This is a genomic window from Microbacterium oleivorans (genome assembly GCF_023715745.1).
In the GTDB taxonomy this organism is placed as follows: Bacteria; Actinomycetota; Actinomycetes; order Actinomycetales; family Microbacteriaceae; genus Microbacterium; species Microbacterium oleivorans_D.
In genome coordinates, this window is the sequence record NZ_JAMBOV010000007.1 from 25221 (window position 1) to 41841 (window position 16621).

Annotated in this window: 16 protein-coding genes; 10 read left to right on the top strand and 6 right to left on the bottom strand. The window is 72.1% G+C overall.

What is annotated here, in order from left to right; genetic code table 11:
- Positions 1-146: 146 nt before the first annotated feature.
- Both M3190_RS14565 and M3190_RS14570 read left to right on the top strand, forming a co-directional pair.
- A complete protein-coding gene (locus M3190_RS14565) occupies positions 147-1031 on the top strand; it encodes an ABC transporter ATP-binding protein (RefSeq protein WP_251583302.1) in 885 nt (294 codons plus the stop codon).
- Positions 1028-2113: an ABC transporter permease gene (locus M3190_RS14570; protein ID WP_251583304.1), complete on the top strand. Its 1086-nt coding sequence runs from the start codon at positions 1028-1030 to the stop codon at positions 2111-2113. The genes M3190_RS14565 and M3190_RS14570 overlap by 4 nt, the downstream gene beginning before the upstream one ends.
- 49 nt (positions 2114-2162) lie before the next feature.
- On the opposite strand, the gene M3190_RS14575 is transcribed toward M3190_RS14570, so the two are convergent.
- Positions 2163-3581, bottom strand: coding sequence for a serine/threonine-protein kinase (locus M3190_RS14575; protein WP_251583305.1), 1419 nt, complete (start codon positions 3579-3581; stop codon positions 2163-2165).
- A gap of 84 nt (positions 3582-3665) precedes the next feature.
- On the bottom strand, positions 3666-5465 hold the full coding sequence (locus M3190_RS14580) for a glycoside hydrolase family 15 protein (protein ID WP_251583306.1): 1800 nt from the start codon (positions 5463-5465) through the stop codon (positions 3666-3668).
- Positions 5466-5544: 79 nt separating this feature from the next.
- Between M3190_RS14580 and M3190_RS14585 the strand changes: the two genes are divergently transcribed.
- From M3190_RS14585 to M3190_RS14610, 6 genes are all read left to right on the top strand, one after another.
- Entirely contained in the window at positions 5545-6909 is a 1365-nt protein-coding gene (locus M3190_RS14585; protein WP_251583307.1) for a glucose-6-phosphate dehydrogenase, read from the top strand.
- Between the two features lie 43 nt (positions 6910-6952).
- Complete coding sequence (locus tag M3190_RS14590; RefSeq protein ID WP_251583308.1) at positions 6953-7525, top strand: nitroreductase family protein; 573 nt, start codon at positions 6953-6955, stop codon at positions 7523-7525.
- A 61-nt stretch (positions 7526-7586) separates the two neighbouring features.
- Complete coding sequence (locus M3190_RS14595) at positions 7587-8270, top strand: hypothetical protein (protein ID WP_251583309.1); 684 nt, start codon at positions 7587-7589, stop codon at positions 8268-8270.
- A 97-nt stretch (positions 8271-8367) separates the two neighbouring features.
- Positions 8368-9489: a type III polyketide synthase gene (locus M3190_RS14600; RefSeq protein WP_251583310.1), complete on the top strand. Its 1122-nt coding sequence runs from the start codon at positions 8368-8370 to the stop codon at positions 9487-9489.
- Complete coding sequence (locus M3190_RS14605) at positions 9486-10178, top strand: methyltransferase domain-containing protein (RefSeq protein ID WP_251583311.1); 693 nt, start codon at positions 9486-9488, stop codon at positions 10176-10178. The genes M3190_RS14600 and M3190_RS14605 overlap by 4 nt, the downstream gene beginning before the upstream one ends.
- Positions 10171-11292: an FAD-dependent oxidoreductase gene (locus tag M3190_RS14610; RefSeq protein ID WP_251583313.1), complete on the top strand. Its 1122-nt coding sequence runs from the start codon at positions 10171-10173 to the stop codon at positions 11290-11292. Before M3190_RS14605 ends, M3190_RS14610 begins: the two co-directional genes overlap by 8 nt.
- Positions 11293-11308: 16 nt before the next feature.
- Here M3190_RS14610 and M3190_RS14615 read toward each other — a convergent pair whose 3' ends face one another.
- The 4 genes from M3190_RS14615 to M3190_RS14630 form a co-directional block, all read right to left on the bottom strand.
- Positions 11309-12139, bottom strand: coding sequence for a UbiA family prenyltransferase (locus M3190_RS14615; protein ID WP_251583315.1), 831 nt, complete (start codon positions 12137-12139; stop codon positions 11309-11311).
- 61 nt (positions 12140-12200) lie between these two features.
- Positions 12201-12734 carry a GNAT family N-acetyltransferase gene (locus tag M3190_RS14620; RefSeq protein ID WP_251583317.1) on the bottom strand — a complete coding sequence of 178 codons (534 nt, stop codon included), beginning with the start codon at positions 12732-12734 and terminating at the stop codon, positions 12201-12203.
- Complete coding sequence (locus tag M3190_RS14625) at positions 12731-14944, bottom strand: ATP-dependent Clp protease ATP-binding subunit (RefSeq protein ID WP_439958040.1); 2214 nt, start codon at positions 14942-14944, stop codon at positions 12731-12733. The genes M3190_RS14620 and M3190_RS14625 overlap by 4 nt, the downstream gene beginning before the upstream one ends.
- 51 nt (positions 14945-14995) lie before the next feature.
- Complete coding sequence (locus tag M3190_RS14630; protein WP_251583540.1) at positions 14996-15979, bottom strand: GlxA family transcriptional regulator; 984 nt, start codon at positions 15977-15979, stop codon at positions 14996-14998.
- Between the two features lie 97 nt (positions 15980-16076).
- Between M3190_RS14630 and M3190_RS15445 the strand changes: the two genes are divergently transcribed.
- Positions 16077-16208: a hypothetical protein gene (locus M3190_RS15445; protein WP_285876468.1), complete on the top strand. Its 132-nt coding sequence runs from the start codon at positions 16077-16079 to the stop codon at positions 16206-16208.
- 26 nt (positions 16209-16234) lie between these two features.
- Complete coding sequence (locus M3190_RS14635) at positions 16235-16615, top strand: hypothetical protein (RefSeq protein ID WP_251583321.1); 381 nt, start codon at positions 16235-16237, stop codon at positions 16613-16615.
- The last annotated feature ends 6 nt before the right edge of the window (positions 16616-16621 follow it).

A 16621-nucleotide genomic window follows, 5' to 3' on the forward strand; every position in this document is an offset into this window, starting at 1 on the left:
CTATTCCTGTGAATGCAATCTGACGTCACGGTCCCCCTTGCGGTGGGCCTGCGGGATCACCCGCCCGGGGGAGGTCTGCGGCATCCGATCTTCCTAACGTGGGACACGTGCCACCGCCGGTGGCGCATGGATCACAGGAGGAACGGATGCTGCAGCTACGCGGGATCACCAAGAGCTACGGCTCGCGGCGGGTGCTCGACGACGTCGCGTTCGACGTCGCGCCCGGCCGCCTGACCGGGTTCGTCGGCGGGAACGGTGCCGGCAAGACCACCACGATGCGCATCATGCTCGGCGTGCTCGGTCGCGACAGCGGCGAGGTCACGCTGAACGGCGCGCCCGTCACGACCGCCGACCGCCGTCGCTTCGGCTACATGCCCGAGGAGCGAGGCCTGTATCCGAAGATGAAGGTGCTCGAGCACATCGTCTACCTCGCGCGGCTGCACGGGTTCTCGAAGGCGGATGCCACGACCCGCGCGACGGCTCTGCTCGAGGAACTCGGGCTCGGTGAACGCCTCGAGGACAACGTCGAGACGCTGTCGCTCGGCAATCAGCAGCGCGCGCAGATCGCGGCGGCCCTCGTGCACGACCCGGAGGTGCTGATCCTCGACGAACCGTTCTCCGGACTCGACCCGCTCGCGGTCGACGTCGTCGCCGACGTCCTGCAGGTCCGCGCGGCCCGCGGTGTGTCGGTGCTCTTCTCGTCGCATCAGCTCGACGTCGTCGAGCGGCTGTGCGACGACCTCGTCATCATCGCCGGGGGCACGATCCGCGCCGCCGGCACCCGCGAGGGTCTGCGCGCCGAGCACGCCTCGCGGCGCTTCGAGCTCGTCTCCGCGACCGACGCGGGCTGGCTCCGCGACGAGCCCGGCATCGAAGTCGTCGACTTCGACGGCGGGTACGCGGTGTTCGAAGCCGACTCGGACGAGACCGTGCAGCGGGTTCTGCAGCGCGCGGTCGCGGCCGGCGCCGTCACGAGCTTCGCCCCCCGTCGCCCCACCCTCGCCCAGATCTTCACGGAGGTCATCCAGTGAACACGTCACCGTCCTTCGGCCAGAGCGTCTGGCTCGTCACCGAGCGCGAGATCGGCTCGAAGCTGCGCTCGAAGTCGTTCATCATCTCCACCGTCGTCATGTTCGTCATCGTGCTCGCCGCCGTCCTGTGGGCGGGCTTCACTGCGCAGAGCGACAACCGCACCCCGATCGCGGTGACCGCCGACACCGCGTCCGTCATCGCCGATCCCGACGCCTTCGATGTGACGGATGCCGCGACCGCCGACGAGGCGCGCGACCTCGTCCGCGACGGCACGGTCGACGCGGCCGTCGTCCCCGGTGGCGCCGAGCCGCTCGGGTACACGGTCGTCTTCGACGAGCAGGTGTCGAACAGCCTGCTGCAGCAGCTCAGCATCGCGCCCGAGGTCGAGATCCTGGAGCCGGCGGGCACCGACGGCTTCCTTCGCTACATCATCGCCATCGCCTTCGGCGGTGTGTTCTTCGCCGCGGCCCTCACCTTCGGGACGACGATCGCCACGAGCGTCGTCGAGGAGAAGCAGACCCGCGTGGTCGAGCTGCTGATCTCGGCGATCCCGACCCGCGCTCTCCTGGCGGGGAAGGTGCTCGGCAACACCGTGCTCGCGATGGGGCAGATCGTCGGGATCGCCGCGGTCGCGATCATCGGACTCACGGTGACGGGTCAGGACTTCCTGATCGCGGGGCTCGGCGGCCCGATCGCGTGGTTCGCGGTGTTCTTCCTGTTCGGCTTCGTGCTGCTGGCCGCACTGTTCGCGGCGGCAGGGGCGATGGTCTCGCGGCAGGAGGACATCGGCCCCTCGATCACACCGCTGACCTACATCGTGATGGCGCCGTACTTCCTCGTGATCTTCTTCAACGACAACCCCGTCGTGCTGACGATCATGTCGTATGTGCCGTTCTCGGCCCCGGTCGGGATGCCGGTGCGCATCTTCGTCGGCGAGGCGCAGTGGTGGGAGCCGCTGCTGGCGCTCGTGGTGATGCTCGCCGCGTGCGTCGGGGCGATCCTGGTGGGCGCGAAGATCTACGAGAACTCGCTCCTGCGCATGGGGGCGCGCGTCAAGCTGCGCGAGGCCCTGTCGCGCTGAGCCGCGGCATCCGCTGAACCGCTCCGTCCGCTATACGCGGCGGGGCGGTTCAGTTCCTTCCGGAGTTCCCCTTGCCCGGCTTGTCGGGCTTGCCCGGCTTCTCGGGCTTGTCCTGCTTACCGGGTCCCTTGTCATCCGCGGGCGTGTCGTCCGCGGGCGTGTCGTCCGTGACCGGGTCGTCGACGGTCGTGACCGTAGGGGTGGGGGTCGGTGCCGGCTCGGTCGGACTCACCTGAACGGTGCTCGCCGGCGTCGGTTCGGTCTGTGCGGGATCGGTCGTGCCCGACTGCTGCCCGCCGACGAGCGACGCGGCCCAGATGCTGGCACCGGCGATGAGCGCGACCGCGGCGACCGCCAGCCCGATGACGAACGGACGCCGCAACCGTCGAGGACGCTCTTCCTGGGCGGATGCCGGCGCCGCCGAGGCGAAGGCGACCGTCGCCGCGGTCGGATAGCGGCGCGTCGGGGCGTCACCGTCCGCGCGGGCGGCCGCGGGCTCGAGCAGTGTCGGGGCGTCGTCCTCCACCGGTGTGTCGGCTCGCGTCACCTCCGGGTCGCCGGCGGCGATGATCGGGATGCCCGCGGCCACCGCCGCACGCACCGGCGGGAGCGGCGGGGCGCCGTCGACCGGGGCGGTGCGCAGTCGCTCGGCCGCCTCGACGACCTCCAGCGCGGTCGGCCGTTCCTGCGGCGTCGTGGCGGTCATCCGCGACAGGAGGGACGTCCATCCCGGGCCGAGCGCGTCGGGGATGGCGGGCGGCGTCGTCAGGCGCGCGAGCGCCGCGCCCACCCCGTCGGTATGCGGGTAGGCGCGCTCGCCGGTCAGCGCTTCGAGCAGCACGAGTCCGAGTGCGTAGATGTCGGCCGGAGGCGCCGGGTCGCCGCCCTGGACCTGCTCGGGCGCGAGGTACGCGGCCGTGCCGATGATCGTGCCGGGCGTCGTCAGCCGAGCGCTGTCGAGGAGCAGCGCGATGCCGAAGTCGGCGAGCTTGGCCCGCGACCGCCCGCCGGGCAGGTGCGGCGGGGCGAGCAGCACGTTCGAGGGCTTCATGTCGCGGTGCACGACGCCCGAGGCGTGGACGATGTGAAGAGCCTCGGCCAGTTCCGCAGCGAGCGCGGCGACCTCGGCCGGGGGCATCGGCCCCTCGGCGATGCGGGCGCTCAGCGTCGGCCCGTCGACGAACTCCATCACGAGGTACTCGGGCGAGCCGGTCAGGTGGGCGTCGAAGAGCGTGACGAGGGAGGGGTGGTTCAGCGAGGCGAGCAGCGTCACTTCGCTCCGCGCCCGCTCGGGCATGCCCGCGGCTCCTTCGACGCCGGGTCGCAGCACCTTGACGGCGACGGTGCGTCCGAGTGCGGTGTCATCGGCGCGGAAGACGCGCGCCATGCCGCCCTGACCGACCTGCGCGGTCAGTCGGTATCGCTCCGCCAGCGTGTCGCCGACGAGCGGCTCGGGTGCGTCCGTCATCGTCTCCTCCTCCGCCCGGGTCGGCGGCGTCGTCCACGACGTTACCCCGGGCACCCACTCGGTGCAGGGCACTTGACGAGGTGACTAGGTCCGGTGCGCGGCTCGTCCGACGTGCCCGGCGAGCGCGTCGGCGGCACCGACGAGGGCGAGATGCGAGAGCGCCTGAGGGGTGTTGCCGATGTGACGCCCGGTGGCGGGGTCGTACTCCTCCGAGAGCAGGCCGACGTCGTTGGCGACAGCGCACAGCCGGTCCATGAGACGCGTTGCGTCGTCGAGGCGCCCGGTCGCCGCGTACTGCTCGACGAGCCAGAACGAGCACGCGAGGAAGGGGTGCTCGTCGCCCGGCAGCCCGTCGGTGCCGGCGTCGGTCCGGTAGCGCATGACGAAGCCGTCGCGGAGCAGGTCGCGCTCGATCCGGGCGACGGTCGCGAGCATGCGCGGGTCGTCGGCCGCGCAGAACCCGACGAGCGGCAGGAGCAGCAGGGAGGCGTCGACCTCGTCGGTGGTGTCGTGCTGCGTGAAGTGGCCGCCCGCGGCATCCACTCCGGTGCTGTCGATCTCGGCGCGGACGCGGTCGCGCAGCCGTGCCCAGGTGTCCGCGTCGCCGTCGAGGCCCTGCTCGCGGACCGCCCGGACGCCGCGATCGAGCGCAGCCCACACCATGGCCCGCGAATGGGTGAAGTGGTGCAGGTCGCCGCGCATCTCCCAGATGCCGTGATCGGGACGGTCGACCCACTCCACCACCTGCGCGAGCAGCGCCCGCTGCAGCGACCAGGACGACGGCGTCTCGGCGACGCCCGCCAGGCGCGCCGCCTCGAGAGCGACGAGCACCTCGCCGATCACGTCGCCCTGATACTGGTCCACCGCGCCGTTGCCGATGCGGACGGGGGCGGAGCCGTCGTACCCGGGCAGGCTCATCAGCTCGCGTTCGGGCAGGTCGCGCTCGCCACCGAGGCCGTACATGATCTGCACGTCGGCGGGGTCCCCGGCGACCGCGCGCAGCAGCCATCCGCGCCAGCGTTCGGCCGCGCGGGTGTACCCGTGGGCCAGATAGGCCTCGAGTGTGAGTGCGGCGTCGCGAAGCCACACGAAGCGGTAGTCCCAGTTGCGCGACCCGCCGGGGTCCTCGGGGAGCGAGGTCGTCGCGGCCGCGACGATCCCGCCGGTGTCGGGATGCGTGAGGGCGCGCAGCACGAGCATCGAGCGCATCACGTGCTCCGCCCACCGGCCGTGCCCCTCGACCCCAGACGCCCAGTCGGTCCACCAGCCGCGCGTGCGTGCCAGCACGGCATCGACGTCCCGTGCGACCGGATGGGGGTGGTACGACCGGTCCCACGCGAGCACCGAGTCGACCGTCGCACCCGCCGCGACCGTGAACACTCCCCGGTGCGTCGTCCCGTCGGGGCGCAGTCGCGGCCCGCGGACGACGACGGCGTCGGGGCCGGCGATCGCAAGGAGCACCGACGCGGCGTCGTCGTCACCGATCTGACGCACCCACGGCAGGGCCCGCGCGTAGTCGAAGCGCAGGCGCAGCTCACTCTCGAAGCCGACCGAGCCCTCGACCCCGACGACCCGGCGCACCACGGCGTCCTCGTCCATGGGCATGAACTCGATCATCTCGGCGACGCCGGTCGACGTCTTCCACGTGGTGACGAGCACGAACGTGTCGCCGTCGTACCGCCGCGTCGCGGTCGCGTCGGGGTCCGTGGGTCGAACGCTCCACCGGCCGTGATCCTCGTCACCGAGCAGCGCACCGAAGATCGATGCCGCGTCGTACCGAGGCAGGCAGAGCCAGTCGATGCTCCCGGCATCCGACACCAGCGCCGCCGTCCGACAGTTGCTGAGCAGGGCATAGGACTCGATCGGGGCAGGCATCGTCGTCATTGTGGCCCCGCCGTCGGGCTGGGGCAAGAGATAGCTCCCGCCTCGGATCGGCATACATCCTCGGGCTAGGGTGACGCGCATGACGGCGGACACGACCCTGCTCATCCTCGGCGCCTCGGGCGACCTGACCTCGCGCCTGCTCCTGCCGGCGCTCGGGCAGCTGCTCGCGCGCGAGCCCGACCGCAGCGTCCGCCTCGCGGGTGCGGGCGTCGAGGAGTGGACCGACGACGCGTGGCGCGAGACCGTCCGGAAGGCGTTCGCGACGACCGATTCCGAGTCCGCGTTCGACCGCCTCTCCGACACGACCTACACGCAGGCGGACATCACCGACACCGCGCAGCTGCAGGAGCTGCTGGATGCGGCCGAGGGTCGCCCCGCACTGTATTTCGCCGTCCCTCCCGCCGTCGCCGCGAAGGCGTGCGAGGCACTGCGGTCGGTCACGATCCCCGAGGGCACGATCCTCGCGCTCGAGAAGCCGTTCGGGTCGGATGCCGCGAGCGCCGAACGACTCAACGCGACCCTCGCCGACCTCGTCCCCGAGGGACAGGTGTTCCGCGTCGACCACTTCCTCGGCCGGTCGACCGTCCTCAACCTGCTCGGCGTGCGTTTCGCGAACCGCCTCATCGAACCGGCGTGGTCGGCCGATCACATCGCCTCGATCCTCGTGCAGTTCGACGAGCCGCTGGGGCTCGAGGGCCGCGCCGGCTACTACGACAAAGCGGGGGCGCTCACCGACATGATCCAGAGCCACCTGCTCCAGGTGATGGCGTTCGTGACGATGGAGCCTCCGGCATCCCTCGACGAACGCGATCTCCGCGACGCGACCGGCGCCGCTCTGCGTGCGACGGCGGTGTGGGGAGACGACCCGGTCGCCTCATCGCGACGGGCGCGATACACCGCGGGCTCGGTCGACGGTCGCGAGTTCCCGTCCTACGTCGATGAGCCCGGAGTCGACCCGGCGCGCGAGACCGAGACGCTCGCCGAGATGACGGTCGAGGTGCGCAACGCGCGGTGGCAGGGAGTACCGATCACGTTGCGCTCGGGCAAGGCCCTGGGGCACGCCGAGGCGAAGGTCGAGGTGCGCTTCCATCCGGTGCGCCACCTCCCCCGCGGGTTCACCGGCGACCCCGGACCCACGGTGCTCTGCTTCTCGCTCGGCCCCGACTCGATCTCGCTCGAGCTCAACGTCAACGGCGAAGCGGACCCCCTCGAGCTCGAGCGCGCGACGCTCGAAGCCCACCTCGGCGCGGGAGCGCTGAAGGCGTATGCCGAGGTGCTCTCGGGCATCCTCGACGGCGACGCGATGCTCTCGGTGCGCGGCGACGCGGCCGTCGACTGCTGGCACATCGTGCAGCCCGTGATCGACGCGTGGCGGGACGGCCGCGTACCGCTCGACGACTACGCGGCCGGCACGGCCGGGCCGCCGGACTGGCCGACCTCCTGACGCGGGCGACGCCGACCCGTGCGGGCGGTGATGGAATAGAGGGATGCCGAGCCGCACCGCCACCACCGACGCCCCCATCCTCGACGTGCTCACCGAGCGCTGGAGCACGCGCATCTTCGACGCGTCCGCGCCGATCGACGAGGAGGCACTGCAGTCCGCCCTCGAGGCCGCGCGGTGGTCGCCGTCGGCGTCGAACACGCAGCCGTGGCGGTTCATCGTGGCGCGGCGAGGGTCGGCATCCCACACTGCCGTCGTCGACAGCCTCATGGGGTTCAACCGCTCCTGGGCAGCGGACGCCGCGGCGCTCGTCGTCTTCGTCGCGACCACCGAGCAGGACGGGAAGGCGCTGCGCTGGGCCGCCTACGACGTCGGTCAGGCCGCCGCGCACTTCACCGTGCAGGCGCACGCCGACGGCCTCGGGACGCACCAGATGGGCGGCTTCCACGCGGACCGCATCGCGGAGTCGTTCGGGCTCGGCGACGACCAGCGCGCGCTGACCGTCATGGCGGTCGGCCCGTTGGGCGACCCCGACGCGGCATCGGAAGAGCTGCGCGCCCGAGAGGACGCCCCCCGGGAGCGTCGCCCGATCGCTGAGTCGCTGCTCGTCGACGACTGATTCGGCGCGGCGGACGTCGATTCGGCCCGCATCCCCTCCGTTTGTTGGTTGAGTGATCCCGATGGACGACGACGAGGCCGCCGAGCTCGCCCGACTGCGCGAGCGCGCCTACGGGCGCACCCCCGACATCGCGGGCGACACTGCCGCGCTGGCGCGCCTGCGCGAGCTCGAGGAGCGTGCCCTACGGGGCGAGACGATGGAACCGGTCGTCGACGACCCTGCGCTCCCCGTCGAGGATGCGGCCGTCGAGGATTCCGAGGTGGCGACGGCGCTTCCGGTCGAGCCGCCTCGGCGAGCGCCGCGGTGGGTGCTCCTCGTCGGAGCCACGGTCGCGGCGGTGGTGCTCGTCGCGGCGACGGTCGCGATCACGCGGGCGGTTCCCGAGGAGAAGACGCGCTACCCCGGCGCCGAGCGGGTCACGACGCTCGCCGTCATCGACGGCGGAGGCGCGCAGGCGAACGCCTCGGCCGGGCGCCGGTACGCGGACTTCCGCGGCTACTCGGTGTTCGCCTTCACGGCGACGAGCCCCGACCGGCCGAACGCCGAGTGCATGAGCGTCGTGAGCCCGCAGGAGTCGGCGGACGAATCCCTGTCCACGTGCGGCGCCGCGCCGTTCCCGGTCACCGTGACCACGGTGGTCAGCGAGCAGAGTCCGGATGCCGCGCGCACCTCGTACCGCTCCGGCACCGTCCTCAACTTCACCCTCACGAACGCGGGGGTCGAGGTCTGGGTCGCAGAACGCTGAGCGCGGAGCACCCGCCCGCACGCCCGTGCACCGCTCAGACACGACCGGGATGGTCAACCCTCGGCCCCCCGTGTCCGTCCGGCGGTTACGGTGAGGCATGACCACCCGCATCCTGTCGATCGGCACCGCCGTGCCCGAGGCCCGTCTGCGACAGGACCAGGTGCGCGATCTGTTCGCCGCTCAGCCCGGCGCCGACCGGTTGACCCGCCGTCTCATCGGCGCCGCGTTCGACGCGTCGGCGATCGACACCCGCCACACCGTCCTGAGCGACCTGGCAGCCGCCGCGGCCGCGGCCTCCGCACCCGAGGGCGATGAGCGGATGCCGACGGTCACCGATGCGGGCGCGCTGCTGGCTCCGTCGACCGGCGCGCGCAACGACGCCTACATCCGGCTCGCTCCGCCCCTGTTCGCCGAGGCCGCGCGCAAGGCGCTCGCTGCGGCATCCGTCGACGCCGCCGAGGTGACGCACGTCATCACCGTCTCGTGCACGGGCATGTTCGCGCCCGGACCGGACTACCGGCTCGTGCGCGACCTCGACCTCCCCACGACGGTCGCGCGCGCCCACCTCGGGTTCATGGGGTGCGCGGCAGCGGTACCGGCGCTGCGCACCGCGGCGCAGACGTGCGCGGCGGACCCCGCGGCCGTCGTGCTCGTCGTGTGCGCCGAGCTGTGCTCGTTGCACGTCCGGACACCCGCCGACCACGACGAGATCGTCGCCGCCTCCGTCTTCGCCGACGGCGCGGCCGCCGCCGTCGTGAGCGCCGATCCGTCGCGGGCGCGCGGCAGCTCGTTCGAGCTGGACGGCTTCGCGACCGTGCTGACCGACGACGGCGAGAACGACATGGCCTGGACGATCGGCGACACCGGGTTCGAGATGATCCTGTCGGCGGAGGTGCCGCGCATCATCGGGCGTGAGATCCGCGCGGCGGTCGAGTCGTTCCTGGGGGACGAGAGCGTCGACACCTGGGCGGTGCACCCCGGTGGGCGGAGCGTGCTCGACCGGGTCGAAGCAGGGCTCGGGCTGTCGGCCGACGCGCTGACCGTCTCGCGCGACGTGCTGCGCGACTACGGGAACATGTCGAGCGCGACGATCCTCTTCATCCTCGGCTCCCTCCTCGCGTCGGGTCTCGACGACGGCGACCGCGTGGCGACACTGGCCTTCGGGCCGGGGCTCACGCTGGAAGCGGCGCGGCTGACGTTCCGGCGGGGGCCGGCATGACCCTCGCCGTGCGCGACACCGCGTTGCTCGAGCTGATGGACGACCCCGACTGCGACCCCGTCCTGCTCGCCGAGACCCTGCGTCGGTTCGACCTCGTGAACCGCGCGATCGGCGGATGGGGCCGGGTGTGGCGACGCGGCATCCGTCCGCGACTGCAGCAACTGGGGCGTCCTGCCCGCGTGCTCGACGTCGGCAGCGGAGGCGGCGACGTCCTGGCCCGCCTGGCGGGGTGGGCGGAGCGGGACGGGCTCGACGTGCACTGGCTCGGGATCGACCCCGACCCGCGGGCGCTCGAGGTGGCGCGCCAGCGCGAGAGCGCGCGGGTGTCGTTCGCTGCGACGGATGCCGCGGGTCTCCGCGCGGCCGGAGAGCGGTTCGATCTCGTGCTGTCGAATCACGTCCTGCACCATCTGACCGACGACGAGCTCGTCGGGTTCGCGGCGGACACGCGCGCGCTCGCCACGGGAACGGTCCTGCACGCCGACATCGAGCGCAGCGCGATGGCGTATGCGTTGTACGGCATAGGCGTCACGGCGCTCGAGCGCGGCACGTTCTTGCGGACGGACGGTCTGCGCTCGATCCGACGCAGCTACCGAGCCGACGAGCTCGCGTCGGCACTGGGCGACCCCTGGCGCGTGGCGTCACCGGCGCCGTTCCGGCTGCTCGCCGTGGCGGACGGCGATGGCTGAGGTCCTCGTCGTCGGCGCGGGCCCGGTGGGCACGCTGCTCGCCGCCGAGCTGACGCGGTTCGGCGTCGAGGTCGACGTCGTCGAGCGACGCCCGACGGCGGGTGGCGGGTCCCGGGCGATCGGACTGCACGCCCCGGTGCTCGCCGCATTGGAGGCGGGCGGGGCGACGGATCGCATCCTGAGCGCAGCCGTGCGGGTGCGACGCGGCGAGGCCCGCAGCGACGGGCGCACGATCGGCGTGGTCGACTTCGGGCGACTGGACGCACGGCATCCGTACGTCGCGACCCTCCCGCAGGCGGAGACCGAGCGCGCGCTGCGGGGCGACGGTCCCGAGCCCGAGCGCGCGGTGACGGTCACAGGCGTGCGGCCGGAGCGGGGCGGGATGCGCGTCGAGACGGATCAGGGAGAGCGCCGCGCGCCGATCGTCGTCGTCGCCGGCGGGGTCGGCGCCAGGGATCTCGTGTATCGCCCGGCAGCGCTGCGGCGGACGGCATACGCGGATCGGTATCTGATGACGGATGCCGCCGTCCCACCGCGCGAGGACGCCGAGACCGCCCTCGTGCACCTCGCTCCCGGCGGAGTCCTCGAGTCGTTCCCGTTGCCGGGCGGACAGCGGCGTTTCGTCGCGTGGGACGCCGGTGGCAGTGTCGAGACGCGGACGGCCAGGCTGGTGCGCGCGATGCAGGAGCGCGGTGAGGCGGCGGCGGCCGACGCGGTGGGTGAGGCGACCGCGTTCGGGGTCCGGCGCGTGCTGGGACGCGCGATGCGCCGCGACCGACTCTTCGTGATCGGGGACGCCGCTCACGAGATCAGTCCGATCGGCGGTCAGGGCATGAACCTCGGGCTGCTGGATGCCGCGACCCTCGCACCACTCCTGGCCGCGTGGATCCGGCTCGGATCGGCGCCCGACGCCGACCTCGCCGAGTGGGAGGGCGACCGGCTGAGGTCGGCGCGGATCGCCGGCCGGCTGGCGGCAGTGAACATGGCGCTCGGCCGTCCGGTGTCCGGTGCGGCGCACGCCGCACGGTCGCATCTGCTCGGGTCGGTGCTCGCCGCGACCGGCGCGCTCGTGCCGCACGCCTACGCGATGGGACTCGACCGCGCGGGACGGTGAGGCGCCCGCGCGCGGGTCAGGACAGCGCGGATGCCGCGACGAGCTGCACCGCGAGGACGAGCGCAGCGGCCATCACGAGCCGGAATCCCACGCGGTCCGGCCCGCGCCGCCGCATCCGGACCACGACCGCGGCGGCGATGAGCGCGACGCCGACGGCGAACGGGATCATCGCGGCGACCGGCGCGCCGTCGGCGAGGCTGCCGAAGAGGACCGCGATCGCCGCAGCCACGGTGGCGACGACCGCGAGGAGGACGGATGCCGCGGCCCCGATCCGGTGCGGCAGGCCGCGGACGCCCGTGCGGTGGTCGTCGTCGAGGTCGGGCAAGACGTTGGTGAGGTGGACGGCGGCACCGAGGACGGCGCCCGCGAGGGTGGCCCAGACCGCGGCCGGCTGCGGATCGGCGGCCGAGAGGGTGGCGAGAGAGGGGAAGATGCCGAAGCTGACGAGGAACGGGAGGAGAGAGGCGGGCGTCGCCTTCAGCCCGGCGTTGTAGCTCCACGCCGAGACGAGCGCGACGACGTGCGCCAGCAGCATCCCCCATCCGAGGACGGCGGACAGGATGACGGCGACGGCCAGCGACACGAACGCCGCGATCCAGGCGGTGCGGACGCGGGTGTCGCCGCGGACGAGGGGCTTGTCCGACCGGCCGACCTTCGCGTCGCGGAACAGGTCGATCGCGTCGTTGGACAGCCCGACCGAGATCTGACCGGCGAACACCGCGACGACGAGGATCACGAGGCGCCACGGCTCGAGTCCCGCCGCGAGGCCGAGCGCGAGAGAGAGGACCGTGACCACGATCGAGGGACCGGGGTGGGTGGCACCCCACAGGGCCCGGGCGGTTCGCATGCTCGATCCTTTCACGCCGCGGGTCGGCCGGATGCCGCCTGGCTGACCGCCCGCGCCCGCCTCAGTGCTCGAGGATCCGCTGGAACAGCAGGTGATCCTGCCAGCGTCCGGCGATCTTCAGGTACCGCGGGGCGACGCCGATCTCGGTGAACCCGCACCGGCGCAGCACCGCCTGCGACGGCGCGTTGTGCAGCAGCGTGCCGGCCTGCACCCGATGCAGACCCCACTCGCCTGCGGCGGCGCGCACCACCGCATCCACCGCCGCCGTCATGACGCCGCGGCCGGCGAACTCCGCGTCGATCCAGTACCCGAGGTTGGCGCTCTGCGCGGCGCCCCGCACGATGCCGGACAGGTTCACCCGCCCGACGACGCGCTCCCCCGCCACGAGCAGGAACGGCGCCGCGACCCCGGCGGTCCGTTCCCGCAGCACCGCCTCGAGCTCGGCTCGCTGCCCCGCTTCGGTGAAGAACGACTCGGCCCGCACCGGCTCCCAGGGCGCGAGGCGCTCGCGGTTGCGGCGGTACGCCTCTGCGAGGGCGGCGGCATCCGCCACCGCCGGCTCACGCAGCAGCACCCCCGCACCGAGCGAGGTCATCCGTCGAGCAGCTCCGCGTCGATCACGTCGTCGTCGGTCGGGTCCGCCGGCGACGGCCCGCTGCTCGTCAGCACGAGCTGTGACCCGTCGACCGCCACATCCACGCGCACGACGTCGCCATCGTGCACGCCACCGGACAGCAGCGCCATCGCCAGCCGGTCCTGGATCTCCGACTGGATGAGCCGCCGCAGCGGCCGCGCGCCGAACAGCGGGTCGTATCCCCGCTCCGCGAGCCAGGCCCGCGCGTCCGGCGTCACCGCGAGCGTCAGGCGACGCTCTCGCAGACGACGCTGCAGCGCATCCACCGCGAGCTCGACGATCTGCGCGAGATCGGACTCGGTCAGCGGCGAGAACATGACGACGTCGTCGAGACGGTTCAGGAACTCCGGGCGGAACACCTGCCGCACCATCGTCATGACCTGCTCGCGCTTGGTCTCGTCGGTCAGCGTCGGGTCGATCAGCACGGGCGAGCCGATGTTGCTCGTCAGCACGAGGATCGTGTTCGTGAAGTCCACCGTGCGGCCCTGACCGTCGGTCAGCCGACCGTCGTCGAGCACCTGCAGCAGCACATCGAACACCTCGGGGTGGGCCTTCTCGACCTCGTCGAGCAGCACGACGGAGTACGGCCGGCGCCGCACCGCCTCGGTCAGCTGACCGCCCTGCTCATACCCGACGTACCCCGGAGGGGCACCGACCAGGCGCGCGACGGCGTGCTTCTCGCCGTACTCGCTCATGTCGATGCGCACCATCGCGCGCTCGTCGTCGAACAGGAACTCCGCCAGGGCCTTCGCGAGCTCGGTCTTGCCGACACCCGTCGGCCCCAGGAACAGGAACGACCCCGTCGGCCGGTTCGGGTCGCTGATGCCCGCGCGGGAGCGGCGCACCGCATCCGACACCGTCTTCACGGCCGGCTTCTGCCCGATGAGGCGCTTGCCGAGCTCCGACTCCAGGTGCACGAGCCGAGCGCTCTCGCTCTGCAGCAGCTTTCCGACCGGAATGCCGGTCCACGCCGCGATGACCTCCGCGATGTCCTCCTCGGTCACCCGGTCGCCCACCATCCGCTCGGCGCCGTCGCCGACGGCACCCTCGGCCTTCTCGGCCTCGGCCAGCTTGCGCTCGAGCGCCGGGATCTCGGCGTAGAGCAGCCGTGACGCCCTTTCGAGATCGCCCTCGCGCTGTGCGCGCTCGGCCTCGACGCGGAGCGCGTCCAGCCGCGTCTTGTAGTCGCCGACAGCGTTCAGCGACGCGCGCTCGCGCTCCCACCGCGCCTGCAGGTCGTCGAGCTCCTGCTGCACCTTGACGAGCTGATCCCGCAGCGCCGCGAGACGCTCCTTCGAGGCGTCGTCCTTCTCCTTCTTCAGCGCGAGTTCCTCGAGCTTCAGCCGGTCGGCGTGCCGCCGCAGCTCGTCGATCTCGAGTGGCGCGGAGTCGATCTCCATCCGCAGCCGCGACGCCGCCTCGTCGATCAGGTCGATCGCCTTGTCGGGCAGCTGCCGCGCCGGGATGTACCGGTTCGACAGCGCGGCGGCAGCCACGAGCGCCCCATCCGAGATCGCGACCTTATGGTGCGCCTCATAGCGCTCCTTGAGACCGCGAAGGATCGCGATCGTGTCCTCGACGCTCGGCTCGCCGACGTACACCTGCTGGAAGCGCCGCTCCAGCGCAGCATCCTTCTCGATGAACTCGCGGTACTCGTCGAGGGTCGTCGCGCCGATCAAGCGCAGCTCGCCGCGCGCGAGCATGGGCTTGAGCATGTTGGATGCCGCGACCGACCCCTCGCCGCCGCCGGCGCCCATGAGGGTGTGCAGCTCGTCGATGAAGGTGATGACGCGGCCCTCGGATTCGGTGATCTCCTTCAGGACGCTCTTCAAGCGCTCCTCGAACTGGCCGCGGTACATCGCCCCGGCGACCAGAGCGGAGATGTCGAGCGCGATGAGCTCTTTGCCCTTGAGCGATTCGGCGACGTCGCCGGCGACGATCCGCTGCGCGAGGCCTTCGACGACGGCGGTCTTGCCGACGCCCGGCTCACCGATGAGGACGGGGTTGTTCTTCGTACGCCGCGTGAGCACCTGACTGACCCGGCGGATCTCGCCATCCCGACCAATGACGGGGTCGAGCTTGCCCTGCCGGGCGCGGTCGGTGAGGTTGATGCCGAACTGTTCGAGGGCGCTGCCCTGGTCACCCTGCCCGGGGGCCGGTTGTGCGTTCATCATCTGCTCCTGGAAGTCGCTTCAAACTTGAGCCTGTCTGACTCAAGTTTATCACGACGCCATCTCACCGGCGCCGACGAGTTCCGTCGCGCAGGCGAATCGGGCGCGATAGGCCGTCGGCGTCGTCCCCAGCACCCGCGCGAAGTTCTGGCGCAGCACGGCTGCGGATCCGAACCCGCATTCGTAGGCGATCGCATCGAGCCCGAGATCGGTCTGCTCCAGCAGCCGCTGTGCGTGCAGGATCCGCTGCCGCCCCAGCCATGCGCCCGGTGTCGTGCCGTAGTCGGCCTTGAAGCGGCGCGCGAAGGTCCGCGGCGACATGTGCGCCTTGGCCGCCAGCTGATCGACCGACAGATCGAGCCTCAGGTTCTGCAGCATCCAATCGGTCACCGGCGTGAGCGAGAGCGACGTCGACACCGGCAGGGGCGCTGCGATGAACTGCGCCTGCCCGCCGTCGCGCTGCGGGGGCACGACCATGCGGCGTGCGATGGTGTTCGCCGCCTCGGCGCCGAGCTCGATGCGCAGCAGGTGCAGGCACGCGTCGAGACCGGCAGCGGTCCCGGCGCTCGTGATGATGCGATCCGACTGGACGTAGAGCACGTTCGGGTCGACCTCGATGTCGGGGTACATGCGGGCCATCGTCTCGGCGTATCGCCAGTGCGTCGTCGCGCGGCGCCCCGAGAGCACGCCGGATGCCGCGACCGCGAACGCCCCGCTGCACACCGTCAGCACCCACGCGCCGCGGTCCACCGCACGCCGGATGACATCGAGCACCCGCTCGTCGACGCTCGCCCACGCCTCGCGCGGGATGGGGGTCACGACCACGACGTCCGCCTCATCGGCGAACGCGAGGTCCTGGTCGACGTTGATCGAGAACGCCAGGTTGCTCGGCACGGCGCCGGGTGCGGGGGTCACGATCCGGAAGTCGAAGTTCGGGATGCCGTCGTCGCTGCGGTCGAGCCCGAAGGCCTCGCAGGCGAGCCCGAACTCGAAAGGCGCGAAGCCCGGCTGAACGATGCAGGCGACGGTGCGGATCACGACGGACCTCCGGGACAGGCGTTGGCAGGATTCCTGCGACCGGTGTCTTCACGGCCACTCGTGGCAGGATACCGGCAATCATAGCGTTTCTGCCATGACCGCCGCACTCCTCCTCATCGCCCTCCTGTTCGTCATCGTGGCCGCCGTCATCGGCGCGATCCGCCTCGTCGCCGTCGACGGCTACCGTCGCCAGCCGACCTGCCCCCGGGCTCCCCGGCTCCCCTAGACTCGGGTCCTCGCGAGAGGATCCCCATGAGCGTCCCCATCCCGCCGTCGCAACCGCCCTATCCGCAGCAGCCCTACCGCACGGCACCGCCGGCGCCTGCTCGGGGCACCGCCGTCGCGGCCGTCATCGTCGGCGCTGTGCCGATCCTGCTCGGCGGGCTGTGGCCCGCGATCTCGATCTCGCTCTACACGTCGTCGAACTACACCCTCGCCGGTGTCGCCAACGCCGCCTTCGCGCTGTTCACCTGCCTGGTCGCGGCCGTCGCGCTCGTCCTCGGCATCCTCGCCGCGCGACGGAACGTCGGCAACCGCCTCCTGGGCGGGATCGCGATCGGCCTCGCCGCCGCGCAGATCGTCGGCACCGTGCTGAGCTTCGCCTCATCCACGATCGGCTCCGCCCTCTACTGACCCCGG

What these genes read in the sequence shown, in the direction of transcription:
- M3190_RS14620 (WP_251583317.1), bottom strand. Translation starts at nt 12,734, where the DNA reads ATGACCTCGCTCGGTGCGGGGGTGCTGCTGCGTGAGCCGGCGGTGGCG.
- M3190_RS14580 (WP_251583306.1), bottom strand. Translation starts at nt 5,465, where the DNA reads ATGACGACGATGCCTGCCCCGATCGAGTCCTATGCCCTGCTCAGCAAC.
- M3190_RS14635 (WP_251583321.1), top strand. Translation starts at nt 16,235, where the DNA reads ATGAGCGTCCCCATCCCGCCGTCGCAACCGCCCTATCCGCAGCAGCCC.
- M3190_RS14605 (WP_251583311.1), top strand. Translation starts at nt 9,486, where the DNA reads ATGACCCTCGCCGTGCGCGACACCGCGTTGCTCGAGCTGATGGACGAC.
- M3190_RS14575 (WP_251583305.1), bottom strand. Translation starts at nt 3,581, where the DNA reads ATGACGGACGCACCCGAGCCGCTCGTCGGCGACACGCTGGCGGAGCGA.
- M3190_RS14600 (WP_251583310.1), top strand. Translation starts at nt 8,368, where the DNA reads ATGACCACCCGCATCCTGTCGATCGGCACCGCCGTGCCCGAGGCCCGT.
- M3190_RS14615 (WP_251583315.1), bottom strand. Translation starts at nt 12,139, where the DNA reads ATGCGAACCGCCCGGGCCCTGTGGGGTGCCACCCACCCCGGTCCCTCG.
- M3190_RS14610 (WP_251583313.1), top strand. Translation starts at nt 10,171, where the DNA reads ATGGCTGAGGTCCTCGTCGTCGGCGCGGGCCCGGTGGGCACGCTGCTC.
- M3190_RS14565 (WP_251583302.1), top strand. Translation starts at nt 147, where the DNA reads ATGCTGCAGCTACGCGGGATCACCAAGAGCTACGGCTCGCGGCGGGTG.
- M3190_RS14590 (WP_251583308.1), top strand. Translation starts at nt 6,953, where the DNA reads ATGCCGAGCCGCACCGCCACCACCGACGCCCCCATCCTCGACGTGCTC.
- M3190_RS15445 (WP_285876468.1), top strand. Translation starts at nt 16,077, where the DNA reads ATGACCGCCGCACTCCTCCTCATCGCCCTCCTGTTCGTCATCGTGGCC.
- M3190_RS14585 (WP_251583307.1), top strand. Translation starts at nt 5,545, where the DNA reads ATGACGGCGGACACGACCCTGCTCATCCTCGGCGCCTCGGGCGACCTG.
- M3190_RS14625 (WP_439958040.1), bottom strand. Translation starts at nt 14,944, where the DNA reads ATGAACGCACAACCGGCCCCCGGGCAGGGTGACCAGGGCAGCGCCCTC.
- M3190_RS14595 (WP_251583309.1), top strand. Translation starts at nt 7,587, where the DNA reads ATGGACGACGACGAGGCCGCCGAGCTCGCCCGACTGCGCGAGCGCGCC.